This is a genomic window from Pseudomonas sp. TH10 (genome assembly GCF_016651255.1).
Lineage (GTDB): Bacteria > Pseudomonadota > Gammaproteobacteria > Pseudomonadales > Pseudomonadaceae > Aquipseudomonas.
Genome location: NZ_JAEKEG010000169.1, coordinates 1 through 12940, shown reverse-complemented (window position 1 = coordinate 12940; position 12940 = coordinate 1). Strand labels below are relative to the sequence as shown.

Here is a 12940-nt window from a genome sequence, read left to right as displayed (position 1 = left end):
ACCGCGAAGGTATCGGTGTCTTCATTCTGCGCACTGGTGTCGTGCCCGTTGATTTCGAACTGGTTGTACTCGGCCACCAGCTTGAGGTTGCTGTTGACGTCATGGAACAGCGCAATACCGCGGGTCTCGTAATCCGCGCCGCTGCCGACGACGCCGTTGCCGTCGTCCTTGGTCTTGCCGTAGGACAGTGCCAGGCGGTTCTTGCCGAGTTTGTAAGAGCCTTGCAGCAGGTAACCGTCGCTGTCGACGTTGCGCAACGTCGGCTCCCCGGCGTTGTTGGTGAAGAACGGGTTGATGCCCTTGGCCTGGAAGCCGGAACCGGTCAGCGACAAGCCACCCATCTTCGCCTGCACGCCGTAACCAACGCCCTTGGAGGTCACGGACTCGACGCTTGAGTCAGTGTTGTCCGAGGTCTGGTAGCTGCCGTTGACCCAGCTGTAGATCTGCGCACCGGCCAGGTCGAACTGGTAGGTGATCTCGCTCTCGGTTCGCGGGTTCTCCTGGTAGGCCTTGCCCGTCGGGCTACTGTCGTTGGTGTCCACCGGGTCCATGATCCCCACCGCCACCCGCAAACCGTCCATCACCGGCGTGCGGTAGGTGATCTGCGAAGTGGGAAACGGGTACGGATAACCACTGCCGATATTGCCGAACGACACGCCGCCACCGTCCACCAGGCCCAGGGTATCGCTGACCTGGCCGTACCCGGCGAGCAGTTCGTCGAGCAGGATGTTGGAGCGGGCAAACAGGCCGAAGTCCTTGCCGATCAGCACCTCGCCCCATTCGGGATTGGCGACCGTACCGTAGAACTGGCGAACGTCGATGGCCGTGTCGGTGCCATTGGTTTCACTGTCGTTGATGGTCACCCAGAACGAAGCGCGCGCACCGAGCTTCAGGTCATCGATCTGCTTGCCCATGTTGAAGCCCAGGTAATTGGGCAGGAAGCCCATCTTGACCCGCGACTGGCGCCGGTCGTACTGCTCGCCCTCGCGGTCCACATCACTGTTGACGTAAAAGGCATTGATGTAACCGTCGGTGGAAAAAGTCGTCTGGTCCTTGTCGTACAGCACGATCTCGGCTTGGACCATCGGGCTCAAGCCCAGGGCCGACAGGCTGGCGATCAAGGCAGGCAAATAACGATGCTTGAAATTCTTATTGTTGTGCATGACGCGCTCCGCAGCGGGGACTGGATGTCGGAGGCGATTATCGAAAGTGCACCGGCGGCGTCATACGCTGCCTTGGGGGCGATCAGCAGGTGCTTTGGACTGGCTGGCGTGAGGCGGCAAGTTGGGCGTAAGACCGGCCCGCGCCTGGGCCCGCCACTTAAGGTGTAAGACGCTCAGACGCTCGCGCGCAGCAACATACAGGCTGCAATGACCAGACACAGGCTGGCGAACCCGACTTGCAGGGCCCGGGCCGGGACCCGCGCACAGAATCGCCGACCGATGATCATGCCGACGATGCTGGCGATAATGAAGCTCACGCCCAGGCCTTCGATGCGCACTCCCGCGTGGAATGCGCCGATCACACCGATGGCCGAGATCAGGCTGATCACCATCAGGGAGGTGGCGACGATGCCGCGCATCTGCACGTCGGTCAGTTGCTTGAACGCCGGGACGATCAGGAACCCGCCGCCTACCCCGAGCAAGCCGGACACCACTCCCGTGACTGCGCCCAACGCGGCCAGGGTCGCGGTGCATTTGGCAGTCCAGGAAAAGCGCCCGGTCTGCTGGTCGAGCATGCAGTTTTTCTGGCCCCAGTTGGCATGGCCGTGGTCGCTCGGCCCTTCGCCATGGCGCTCGCGACGCAGCATGCGCCAGGCGACCATGATCATCAGCAGGCTGAACAGCATCATCAGGACCTTTTCCGGAAGCTGATGAGCGAAAAACCCCCACCGGCGAAAAGATCGCCCCCAGCAGCGCAATGAGCAACGCTGCGCGATAACGCACCAGCCCGTGGCGCAGACCGTCGATGGCGCCCACTGCGGCCGCACTGCCCACGGCAAACAAAGCAATGGGCGCTGCCTGGGTCATGCTCAGGCCGAGCCCCAATACCAGCGCCGGCACCGCCAGAATGCCGCCCCCCGCCCCGGTCAACCCAAGGACCAGGCCCATCACCCAACCAAAAAAAATTGCCAGTAGCATAAAAAATCTTAATCCATGAAAAGCCGGGAACGCCCAGTATCGATGGTGTACAGGATAGAGCCAGGGCGCGATTTTTCCTTCCCCCAATTGCCAGGGGCTGGCCAATCCGGGGCAAATGAATCTACGCTGACCGCTTGTTCAACGAAGAACCGGCCAACATGCCTGCCCTGATTGAAGCTTTTCTTGACCCTGCCTCATCGACCTGGAGCTACGTAGTCCACGAGGGAGATGGCAGTGCCTGCGCCATCGTCGACCCGGTGCTGGATTACGACGCGGCGGCCGGTCGCACCGGTACGGTCCAGGCCGACCGCATCAGTGCATTTGTGCGTACTCACCAATTGCAGGTGCAGTGGTTGCTGGAAACCCACGCCCATGCCGATCACCTGTCAGCGGCGCCCTACCTGCGTCGCGAACTGGGCGGCAAGATCGCGATCGGCCAGTCGATCAGCAAGGTCCAGGACGTATTCAAGCGTCTGTTCAACCTGGAGCCCGGGTTTGCCGCCGATGGCTCGCAGTTCGATCACCTGTTTGCACCGGACGAGTCATTCATGATCGGCAATCTCAAGGCGACGGCCTTGCACGTGCCCGGCCACACCCCGGCGGACATGGCCTATCTGGTCGACAGCACCCTGATTCTAGTGGGCGATACACTGTTCATGCCGGACGTCGGCACCGCCCGCTGCGACTTTCCAGGGGGAAACGCGAACCAGATGTTCGCTTCCATCCAGAAGCTCCTGGCGTTTCCGACCGGCGTAAATTTGTACGTCTGCCACGATTACCCGCCAGAGGGCCGCGAGCCCAGCTGCGTGACCACGGTTGGTGAGCAGCGCCGAAGCAATATTCATGTGCGTGACGGCGTCGACGAAAGCGAGTTTGTGGCCATGCGCAACCAGCGCGATGCCGGTTTGGGCATGCCGAACCTGTTGCTGCCGGCGATTCAGGTGAATGTGCGGGCGGGGAATCTGCCGCCGGCGGAAGACAATGGCGTGAGTTACCTGAAAATCCCGCTGAATAAATTTTGACTGCGAAAGATCGCAGCCTCGTTTCTCTCGACAGCTCCTACAGAGATCCCCCGGTGCATGTAGACAATGCAGGAGCTGGCGCAGCCTGCGATCTTTTGATCTTTCGATATTCAGGTGGCCAGCGTCAACCCGTTCGCCGGCAACGGCAGCGCGGTCTTGTAGCGCACCTGCTTGAGCGCAAAGCTGGAGCGGATGTTCGCCACCCCGGGCACCTTGGTCAGAAAATCCATCATGAAACGTTCCAGCGACTGAATGGTCGGCACGAGGACCCGGATCAAGTAGTCCGGGTCTCCGGCCATGAGGTAGCACTCCATGACTTCGGGGCGATCGGAAATCGCCTCCTCGAAATGCTGCAACGCCTCCTCCACCTGCTTCTCCAGGCTGACATGAATGAACACGTTGACGTGCAGCCCCAGCAGATCGGCATCCAGCAGCGTCACTTGCTCGCGAATCAGCCCTAACTCCTCCATCGCCTTGACCCGGTTGAAGCACGGCGTCGGCGACAGATTTACCGAGCGTGCGAGGTCGGCGTTGGTGATGCGCGCATTCTCCTGAAGGCTGTTGAGAATGCCGATGTCGGTACGGTCCAGTTTGCGCATGAGACAAAACCACCTGTTTTTTATGTTTATGCAGAATTTCTATCTGCAAATCGTCTCCAGCGCAACGAAACAGAGAGAAATATTCTTCTTGCCCGGGCCTATGATTGTTGTAGGACAAGATTTCCTCTACCGAGGAATGACTGCCAGCTCACTACAAGAAATTCACAAGATCGAGCGTAGAAGCCATGACCCAAGCGTATGAACCGCTGCGTCTGCACGTCCCTGAACCTTCGGGCCGTCCAGGCTGTAAAACCGACTTCTCCTACCTGCATTTGACCGATGCCGGTACGGTGCGCAAACCTCCAATCGACGTAGAACCCGCTGACACCGCCGACCTGGCGCGTGGGCTGATTCGTGTGCTCGACGATCAAGGCAATGCCCTCGGCCCATGGGCCGAGAACGTGCCGGTCGAGATCCTGCGTAAAGGCATGCGCGCCATGCTCAAGACGCGCATTTACGACAACCGCATGGTGGTCGCCCAGCGCCAGAAAAAAATGTCGTTCTACATGCAGAGCCTTGGTGAAGAAGCCATCGGCAGCGCCCAGGCTCTGGCCTTGAACATCGACGACATGTGCTTTCCGACCTACCGTCAGCAAAGCATCCTGATGGCCCGCGAAGTGCCACTGGTCGACCTGATCTGCCAACTGCTGTCCAACGAGCGCGATCCGCTCAAGGGCCGCCAGTTGCCGATCATGTATTCGGTTAAAGAGGCTGGTTTCTTCACCATCTCCGGCAACCTCGCCACCCAGTTCATTCAGGCGGTCGGTTGGGGCATGGCTTCGGCGATCAAGGGCGACACCAAAATCGCCTCGGCGTGGATCGGTGACGGCGCCACCGCCGAGTCGGACTTCCACACCGCCCTCACCTTCGCCCACGTCTACCGTGCACCGGTCATCCTCAACGTGGTCAACAACCAGTGGGCAATTTCGACCTTCCAGGCGATTGCCGGTGGTGAAGCCACCACCTTCGCCGGACGCGGCGTCGGTTGCGGTATCGCCTCTTTGCGCGTTGATGGCAACGACTTCTACGCGGTTTACGCCGCCTCTGCCTGGGCTGCCGAGCGCGCCCGTCGCAACCTCGGCCCGACCATGATCGAATGGGTCACCTACCGCGCCGGCCCGCACTCGACCTCGGACGATCCGTCGAAATACCGCCCGGCCGATGACTGGAGCCACTTCCCGCTCGGCGACCCGATCGCCCGTTTGAAACAGCACCTGATCAAAGTCGGCCACTGGTCGGAAGACGAGCACACCGCCGTCAGCGCCGAGCTCGAAGCCGAAGTGATTGCCGCGCAGAAACAGGCCGAACAGTACGGCACCCTGGCCGGCGGCCAGATTCCAAGCGCCGCGACCATGTTCGAAGACGTCTACAAAGAGATGCCGGAGCACTTGAAGCGCCAGCGTCAGCAGTTGGGGATCTGACATGAACGATCACAACAACAATATTCAGTTGGAAACTGCCATGACCACGACCACCATGACCATGATCCAGGCCCTGCGCTCGGCCATGGATGTGATGCTTGAGCGTGATGACAATGTGGTGGTGTTCGGTCAGGACGTCGGTTATTTCGGCGGCGTGTTCCGTTGCACCGAAGGCCTCCAGACCAAGTACGGTGCCTCGCGAGTGTTCGACGCGCCGATCTCCGAAAGCGGCATCGTCGGCGCTGCCGTCGGCATGGGCGCCTACGGTTTGCGTCCGGTCGCCGAAATTCAGTTCGCCGACTACGTTTACCCCGCTTCCGACCAGATCATTTCCGAAGCCGCGCGCCTGCGTTATCGCTCGGCCGGCGAGTTCACCGCGCCGATGACCCTGCGCATGCCTTGCGGCGGCGGCATCTACGGCGGCCAGACGCACAGCCAGAGCATCGAGGCGATGTTCACTCAGGTTTGCGGCCTGCGCACGGTCATGCCATCCAACCCTTATGACGCCAAAGGCCTGCTGATCGCCTCCATCGAAAACGATGACCCGGTGATCTTCCTTGAGCCAAAGCGCCTGTACAACGGCCCGTTCGACGGCCACCACGACCGCCCGGTAACCCCGTGGTCGAAACACCCGGCCGCGCAAGTCCCGGACGGTTACTACACCGTACCGCTGGACGTTGCCGCGATTACCCGTCCGGGCAAAGACGTGACCGTGCTGACCTACGGCACCACTGTTTACGTCTCGCAAGTCGCTGCTGAAGAGTCCGGCGTCGACGCCGAAGTCATCGACCTGCGCAGCCTGTGGCCGCTGGACCTCGAAACCATCGTCAAATCGGTGAAGAAAACCGGTCGTTGCGTGGTGGTTCACGAGGCCACCCGCACCTGCGGTTTCGGTGCCGAACTGGTGTCGCTGGTGCAAGAGCATTGCTTCCATCACCTGGAAGCGCCAATCGAACGCGTCACCGGTTGGGACACCCCCTACCCGCACGCGCAAGAGTGGGCGTATTTCCCAGGGCCGTCCCGAGTGGGCGCGGCGTTGAAACGGGTTATGGAGGTCTGAATGGGCACGCACGTTATCAAGATGCCGGACATCGGCGAAGGCATCGCAGAAGTAGAATTGTCGCAGTGGCACGTCAAGGTCGGCGATCTGGTGGTTGAAGATCAGGTGCTGGCGGACGTGATGACCGACAAGGCGATGGTCGATATTCCATCGCCGGTACACGGCAAGGTCATTGCGTTAGGTGGTCAGCCGGGTGAAGTGATGGCGGTTGGCAGTGTGCTGATCAGCATTGAAGTTGAGGGTGCTGGCAACCTTAAAGAGTCCGCCGCTCCCGCTCCTGTAAAAGAAGCACCGGCGGCGCCGAAAGTTGAAACCGTAGTGGAAAGCCAACCTGCTCCAGCCGCCCCGCGTCCGGCTGCGGTTTGCCAAGGCCCGATGGTTGCTCGTGAAGCGGATGAACGCCCGCTCGCCTCCCCGGCCGTGCGCAAGCATGCGCTGGATCTGGGCATTCAATTGCGTCTGGTGCGCGGTTCCGGCCCGGCCGGTCGTGTGCTGCACGAAGACCTTGAAGCCTATCTGGTGCAAGGTCAGTCAAACGCTTCGGCGCCGGTTGCTACCACTTATGCCCAGCGTAACGACGAAGAACAGATTCAAGTCATTGGCATGCGCCGCAAGATCGCCCAGCGCATGCAGGACGCCACTCAGCGAGCCGCACACTTCAGTTATGTCGAAGAAATCGACGTCACCGCGATTGAAGAACTGCGCGCGCATCTGAATGAAAAACACGGTGCCAGCCGTGGCAAGTTGACCTTGCTGCCGTTCCTCGTCCGCGCCCTGGTCGTCGCCCTGCGCGACTTCCCGCAGATGAACGCCCGCTACGACGACGAAGCCCAGGTCATTACCCGCCTCGGCGCGGTGCATGTCGGCGTCGCCACGCAAAGCGATGTCGGTCTGATGGTGCCGGTGGTGCGTCATGCCGAAGCTCGGAGCCTGTGGGACAGCGCGGCGGAGATCTCGCGTTTGGCCAACGCCGCACGTAATGGCAAGGCCAGCCGTGATGAGTTGTCCGGCTCGACCATCACCCTGACCAGCCTCGGTGCGCTGGGCGGCATCGTCAGCACGCCAGTGTTGAATCTGCCGGAAGTGGCAATCGTCGGCGTCAACAAAATCGTTGAACGACCGATGGTTGTGAAAGGCCAGGTGGTGATTCGCAAGATGATGAACCTCTCCAGCTCTTTCGATCACCGCGTGGTCGACGGAATGGACGCGGCGCAATTCATCCAGGCCATTCGCGGCTTGATCGAACAACCCGCAACGCTGTTTGTGGAGTAGGTCATGCATCAGACTTTGAACACCACGCTGCTGATCATCGGCGGCGGCCCTGGCGGTTACGTGACCGCGATCCGTGCCGGCCAGTTGGGCATCCCGACCATCCTGGTGGAAGGCCAATCCCTGGGCGGCACCTGCCTGAACATTGGCTGCATTCCGTCCAAGGCACTGATTCACGTCGCCGAGCAGTTTCACCAGACCCGCCAACACAGCCAGCACTCGGCCTTGGGGATCAGCGTGGCGGCCCCCACCCTCGACATCGGCAAGAGCGTCGAGTGGAAGGACGGTATCGTTGACCGCCTGACCACTGGCGTTGCCGCGTTGCTGAAAAAGAACAAGGTCCAGGTCATTCAGGGCTGGGCCAAGGTCATCGACGGCAAAACCGTCGAGGTCGGTGACACGCGAATCCAGTGCGAGCATCTGGTGCTGGCCACCGGTTCCACCAGCGTCAACCTGCCGATCCTGCCGATTGGCGGGCCGATCATCTCCTCCACCGAAGCACTGACGCCAAAGTCAGTGCCGAAACGTTTGGTCGTGGTTGGCGGTGGTTACATTGGTCTGGAGTTGGGCATCGCCTATCGCAAACTGGGCGCTGACGTGAGCGTGGTCGAGGCGCAGGAGCGCATTCTGCCGGCTTACGATGCCGAACTGACTCAGCCAGTGCATGACGAGCTGAAAAAGCTGGGCGTGAGGCTTTACTTGAAACATAGCGTCCAAGGCTGTGATTCTTCTAGCAATACCCTCCAGGTTCTTGAGCCGGGGGCGCGACGCTGAACCTGGAAACCGATCAGGTGCTGGTGGCCGTCGGTCGCAAACCGAATACCCAAGGCTGGAACCTTGAAGCGCTGAATCTGGACATGAACGGTTCAGCGATCAAGATCGACAGCCGCTGCCAGACCAGCATGCGCAACGTCTACGCCATTGGCGATTTGAGCGGCGAGCCGATGTTGGCCCACCGCGCCATGGCGCAGGGCGAAATGGTTGCCGAATTGATCAGCGGCAAGACCCGCGAATTCCACCCGACTGCCATCGCCGCGGTGTGCTTTACCGACCCGGAACTGGTGGTGGTTGGCAAAACACCGGACGAGGCCAAGGCTGCGGGCCTGGACTGCATCGTGTCGAGCTTCCCGTTCGCCGCCAATGGCCGGGCGATGACGCTGGAGTCGAAAAGCGGCTTCGTGCGCGTGGTCGCTCGTCGGGATAATCATGTGATTGTCGGCTGGCAGGCTGTGGGTGTCGGGGTGTCCGAGTTGTCCACGGCGTTCGCGCAAAGCCTGGAAATGGGCGCGCGGCTTGAAGATATCGGCGGCACCATTCACGCGCATCCGACCCTGGGTGAGGCGGTGCAGGAAGCGGCGTTGCGTGCTTTGGGGCATGCGTTGCACCTGTAGGCCCCTTCGCGAGCAGGCTCGCTTCCACATTTGGAATGCATTTCCCTGTGGAAGCGAGCCTGCTCGCGAATTCCTGAGGTCAACACGAACTATCTGTCTGTCATCCGATAGTCCGGGCTGCGAAACCGCTCAAGAATGAAGTATTGTTGTGCCCATCCAAAAAACGTCAGAAGCCTTGAACCGTTTCGACGGTTGTTCAGTGATAGAGGGTGTCATGGGTAACGAAAGCATCAATTGGGACAAGCTGGGTTTTGACTACATCAAGACCGACAAACGCTATCTGTCGTACTTTCGCGATGGCGAGTGGGACAAAGGCACCCTGACCGAAGACAACGTGCTGCACATCAGCGAAGGCTCGACTGCCCTTCACTATGGCCAGCAGTGCTTCGAAGGCATGAAGGCCTATCGTTGCAAGGACGGCTCGATCAACCTGTTCCGTCCGGATCAGAACGCCCTGCGTATGCAACGCAGCTGCGCGCGTCTGCTGATGCCAACGGTCGACACCGAGCAGTTCATCGAAGCCTGTAAAGAAGTGGTTCGTGCCAACGAGCGCTTCATTCCGCCGTACGGCACCGGCGGCGCGCTGTACCTGCGTCCGTTCGTGATCGGCGTAGGTGACAACATCGGCGTGCGCACCGCACCCGAGTTCATCTTCTCGATCTTCTGCATCCCGGTCGGCGCCTACTTCAAGGGCGGCCTGACCCCGCACAACTTCCAGATCTCCAGCTACGACCGCGCTGCCCCACAAGGCACCGGCGCAGCCAAGGTCGGCGGCAACTACGCAGCCAGCCTGATGCCGGGCTCGAAAGCCAAGAAAGCCAACTTCGCCGACGCGATCTACCTGGATCCGATGACCCACACCAAAATCGAAGAAGTCGGTTCGGCCAACTTCTTCGGGATCACCCACGACAACAAGTTCATCACCCCGAACTCACCATCCGTTCTGCCAGGCATCACCCGCCTGTCGTTGATCGAACTGGCGAAATCGCGTCTGGGCCTGGAAGTGGTCGAAGGCGACGTGCTGATCGACAAACTGTCGGACTTCAAAGAAGCCGGCGCTTGCGGTACCGCTGCGGTGATCACGCCGATCGGCGGGATCAGCTACAACGATCACCTGCATGTGTTCCACAGTGAGACTGAAGTGGGTCCAGTGACTCAGAAGCTTTATAAAGAGCTGACGGGTGTGCAGACCGGCGACATCGAAGCGCCAGCGGGCTGGATCGTCAAGGTTTGACCTGACGCCCGCGACACCCCGACCCTCCATTGCTGCCGCAATGGGGGTTTTTTTCGTCTGGGCTATAACAGCTTTTGGATAGATCTGTAGGAGCTGATGCGGGGTTCATAGGGGTTCATAGGGTTTCATAGGGTTCCACGGGACGACTCCATCTTGGTTTGACCAATCCGCTTGCCCTGCCGCCCCTTGATCCCACTCGCCTGGCCATCCTGCTGTTTGCCCATTCGTGCCTGGGTGATCAATCCGGGAATCAACTCACCCTCCGGCAGATTTTTCCAGAATCGGGTGGGCAAGTGTCCTTGCATGACCTTGGGGTTCAACCGCGCCGGGTTGAAAATATGGCTGTAGTAGGTCAGCCACATGTCACCGTGCGGATCGTCTACGTTCTGCGCCATCTGCTGCCATTGCTCCGGGCATTGACGCAGGTAGTTCAACTGCTCGCCATCGTAATAGACCCCATCCCTGGGCGTGGCAATCATCCAGCGATGGCGCCCCATGCGGCCAATGAAATGCTCGCTCGCACTGTGCAGAATGTCGTGGGCGGGCTCATGCCAGGCGACATATTGCGGCCCGACGCAGCCGGGCAATTCAACGAACCGCACAAATGCATGTAAATGATGAGACTCACGCTGTACCTGTTTGATTCTTCTCTGTAATTCGCTGCCCAGCTTGTCCCCGGACATCATTGCAGTGCGATCCCCATGACTGACTCGCCACAGCACTTCATACAACAGACTCCAGCGCTGATCACCGCGATAACGGGCGGCTTGTTCCAGGGTGTCGAGCAGCAGTCGCGGAATGCGCGCCAGGAACGGCCCCTGTGATTCGGGCAGCGCGTGATCGCTGGCGAACAGGTCCTGCACACCTTCGCTGGCCCACGCCACCAGGCTAGGATCAACCTCATGGCTTAGCAGCCAGCGCGCTTGCAGGCGCCAGGTCTCGAACAAGTCGTCGCAATCGAGATTAATCATCCCCACAACCCCATTTGCTGCGGCTGCGGGCGGTCGCGCAGTTGTTGATACAGCAGATGGCTGGTGACTTCCGCTTGCTGCGGATGGTAGTCGCTGGTGATGAAGAACGGCTTGGCCTTGGCCAGCACACAGCGCATGCGCGCCAGGTCTTCATAACGGATGCGACGCTGGCGGCGCAGTTCCACCAGACGCTCGGTCGTGCGCAGTCCAATACCGGGAATGCGCGAGATCAGGAAGCCTCGGCGCGATTGAGGTCCAGTGGGAAAATATCCCGATTCTCCAGCGCCCAAGCCAATTTGGGGTCGATGTCCAACGCCAGGTGGCCCGGGCCTTTGAACAGCTCCCCGGCGGTGTAGCCATAACTGCGCAGCAGGAAGTCAGCCTGGTACAAACCGGTGCTCGCGCATCAATGGCGGCGCGGCCAGGGGCACGCTTTTGGGACTGTCGGGAATCGGACTGAACGCCGAATAATAGACCCGGCGCAATTTGAAGTTGCCGTACAGCGACTGGGCGCTGTGGAGAATGGTGCTGTCATCGGTGTCATCGGCGCCCACGATCATCTGCGTGCTCTGACCGGCCGGCGCAAACCTGGGGGCTCGCGGCTCGTTGAGAACGGTTTGCACGCCCGTGTAGATGGTCTGCATCGCGCCTTTGATCGAACCGATGTGTTTTTCCGGAGCCAGGGTTTGCAAGCTGGCGTCCGTGGGCAACTCGATATTGACGCTCAGCCGGTCGGCATAGCGCCCCGCTTGCTCGATCAACGCCGGATCGGCCTCGGGAATCGTCTTGAGATGAATGTACCCGCGAAACTCATGCTCTTCACGCAACAGCCGCGCCACCCGAATCAACTGCTCCATGGTGTAATCCGCCGAGCGAATGATCCCGGAGCTCAGGAACAACCCACTGACGCAGTTACGACGATAGAAATCCATGGTCAGCGTCACCACTTCTTCCGGTGTGAAACGCGCCCGCGGCACGTCGCTGGAGCGGCGGTTGACGCAGTACTGGCAGTCATAGAGACAGAAGTTGGTCAGCAGGATCTTCAGCAGCGACACACAGCGCCCGTCGGGGGTATAGCTGTGACAGATGCCCATGCCATTGCTCGCACCCAGGCCGCTTTTGCCCTCGGAGCTACGCTTGGGCGCCCCTGCTGCTGGCGCAGGACGCGTCGTATTTGGCGGCGTCGGCGAGAATGCTGAGTTTGTCGATGAGTTCCATGGGGGCACGCCGCTAACTGTTTGGATATACAGTATAGGGTCGTGGGTCGGGGTTCAAGTTGTTAAACGGCCCTTGGTCTGATTGTCTGAGAGTTCAGAGAAGGTCAAAAGATCGCAGCCTCGTTGCACTCGACAGCTCCTACGCAGCTCCTACGCAGCGCCTACGCAGCTCCGACGTGGCGCCTACGGAGCTGGCGATTGTGATGTTGACCGCGCTCAATCGTCCCTGGTCAGCACTTCCAGCAATTCGATCTCGAAAATCAGGTTCGAATTTGGCGTAATCGCGCCCATGGTCCGCTCGCCATAAGCCAGATGCGCCGGCACCAGCAATTTTCGCTTGCCGCCCACCTGCATGCCGGGGATTCCCTGATCCCAACCCTTGATGACCCGACCCGTGCCAATCACGCACTGAAACGGTTTGCCCCGGCTGTAGGACGAATCAAACTCTGTGCCGTCTTCCAGCCAGCCGCGGTATTGAGTGGTGATCAGGGCGCCCTTGACCGCCGCCTTGCCGTCGCCTGGCAACAGGTCAATGATCTGTAATTCGTCGTTCATTGAAGGCGCACGAAACGCGAAAAAGCAGCACGATGCCCGGAGGAACTTCTGGTAATCCGG

The 12940-nt window shown here is 60.2% G+C and carries 9 protein-coding genes and 3 pseudogenes; 6 read left to right on the top strand and 6 right to left on the bottom strand.

Going from position 1 to position 12940, the window contains the following annotated elements:
- Together JFT80_RS22295 and JFT80_RS22290 are read right to left on the bottom strand one after the other, a co-directional pair.
- Nucleotides 1–1163, bottom strand: a 1163-nt coding sequence (locus JFT80_RS22295) for a porin (RefSeq protein WP_201149456.1), incomplete at its 3' end; no start/stop codon positions are given.
- A gap of 173 nt (nucleotides 1164–1336) precedes the next feature.
- A pseudogene (locus JFT80_RS22290) lies at nucleotides 1337–2141 on the bottom strand (sulfite exporter TauE/SafE family protein).
- A 158-nt stretch (nucleotides 2142–2299) separates the two neighbouring features.
- Between JFT80_RS22290 and JFT80_RS22285 the strand changes: the two are divergent.
- Nucleotides 2300–3163, top strand: a complete 864-nt coding sequence (locus tag JFT80_RS22285) for an MBL fold metallo-hydrolase (protein ID WP_201149454.1) — start codon at nucleotides 2300–2302, stop codon at nucleotides 3161–3163.
- Nucleotides 3164–3273: 110 nt separating this feature from the next.
- Here the strand turns inward: JFT80_RS22285 and bkdR are convergent, their stop codons facing one another.
- Entirely contained in the window at nucleotides 3274–3762 is a 489-nt protein-coding gene (gene bkdR, locus JFT80_RS22280; protein ID WP_045057697.1) for a Bkd operon transcriptional regulator BkdR, read from the bottom strand.
- 185 nt (nucleotides 3763–3947) lie between these two features.
- On the opposite strand from bkdR, the gene JFT80_RS22275 reads away from it, so the two are divergent.
- The 5 genes and pseudogenes from JFT80_RS22275 to JFT80_RS22255 all read left to right on the top strand — a co-directional run bounded on the left by JFT80_RS22275 (nucleotide 3948) and on the right by JFT80_RS22255 (nucleotide 10137).
- Complete coding sequence (locus JFT80_RS22275; protein ID WP_201149452.1) at nucleotides 3948–5183, top strand: 3-methyl-2-oxobutanoate dehydrogenase (2-methylpropanoyl-transferring) subunit alpha; 1236 nt, start codon at nucleotides 3948–3950, stop codon at nucleotides 5181–5183.
- Between the two features lies 1 nt (nucleotide 5184).
- A complete protein-coding gene (locus tag JFT80_RS22270; RefSeq protein ID WP_201149450.1) occupies nucleotides 5185–6243 on the top strand; it encodes an alpha-ketoacid dehydrogenase subunit beta in 1059 nt (352 codons plus the stop codon).
- The gene (locus JFT80_RS22265; RefSeq protein WP_201149448.1) at nucleotides 6244–7515 is read left to right on the top strand and encodes a dihydrolipoamide acetyltransferase family protein; all 1272 of its coding nucleotides are present in this window, start codon (nucleotides 6244–6246) and stop codon (nucleotides 7513–7515) included.
- Between the two features lie 3 nt (nucleotides 7516–7518).
- Nucleotides 7519–8903, top strand: a pseudogene (gene lpdA / locus JFT80_RS22260) (dihydrolipoyl dehydrogenase).
- Between the two features lie 214 nt (nucleotides 8904–9117).
- Entirely contained in the window at nucleotides 9118–10137 is a 1020-nt protein-coding gene (locus JFT80_RS22255; RefSeq protein ID WP_053121443.1) for a branched-chain amino acid aminotransferase, read from the top strand.
- A gap of 125 nt (nucleotides 10138–10262) precedes the next feature.
- Here JFT80_RS22255 and JFT80_RS22250 read toward each other — a convergent pair whose 3' ends face one another.
- The 3 genes and pseudogenes from JFT80_RS22250 to JFT80_RS22240 all read right to left on the bottom strand — a co-directional run bounded on the left by JFT80_RS22250 (nucleotide 10263) and on the right by JFT80_RS22240 (nucleotide 12880).
- Nucleotides 10263–11108 carry a TIGR03915 family putative DNA repair protein gene (locus tag JFT80_RS22250; protein WP_201149447.1) on the bottom strand — a complete coding sequence of 282 codons (846 nt, stop codon included), beginning with the start codon at nucleotides 11106–11108 and terminating at the stop codon, nucleotides 10263–10265.
- A pseudogene (locus JFT80_RS22245) lies at nucleotides 11105–12326 on the bottom strand (putative DNA modification/repair radical SAM protein). The gene JFT80_RS22250 and the pseudogene JFT80_RS22245 overlap by 4 nt, the downstream one beginning before the upstream one ends.
- A gap of 215 nt (nucleotides 12327–12541) precedes the next feature.
- Nucleotides 12542–12880, bottom strand: coding sequence for an FKBP-type peptidyl-prolyl cis-trans isomerase (locus JFT80_RS22240; RefSeq protein ID WP_122839586.1), 339 nt, complete (start codon nucleotides 12878–12880; stop codon nucleotides 12542–12544).
- Between the last annotated feature and the right edge of the window lie 60 nt (nucleotides 12881–12940).

Coding starts and splice junctions, on each gene's coding strand:
- JFT80_RS22275 (WP_201149452.1), top strand. CDS start 3,948: ATGACCCAAGCGTATGAACCGCTGCGTCTGCACGTCCCTGAACCTTCG.
- JFT80_RS22255 (WP_053121443.1), top strand. CDS start 9,118: ATGGGTAACGAAAGCATCAATTGGGACAAGCTGGGTTTTGACTACATC.
- JFT80_RS22285 (WP_201149454.1), top strand. CDS start 2,300: ATGCCTGCCCTGATTGAAGCTTTTCTTGACCCTGCCTCATCGACCTGG.
- JFT80_RS22250 (WP_201149447.1), bottom strand. CDS start 11,108: ATGATTAATCTCGATTGCGACGACTTGTTCGAGACCTGGCGCCTGCAA.
- bkdR (WP_045057697.1), bottom strand. CDS start 3,762: ATGCGCAAACTGGACCGTACCGACATCGGCATTCTCAACAGCCTTCAG.
- JFT80_RS22270 (WP_201149450.1), top strand. CDS start 5,185: ATGAACGATCACAACAACAATATTCAGTTGGAAACTGCCATGACCACG.
- JFT80_RS22265 (WP_201149448.1), top strand. CDS start 6,244: ATGGGCACGCACGTTATCAAGATGCCGGACATCGGCGAAGGCATCGCA.
- JFT80_RS22240 (WP_122839586.1), bottom strand. CDS start 12,880: ATGAACGACGAATTACAGATCATTGACCTGTTGCCAGGCGACGGCAAG.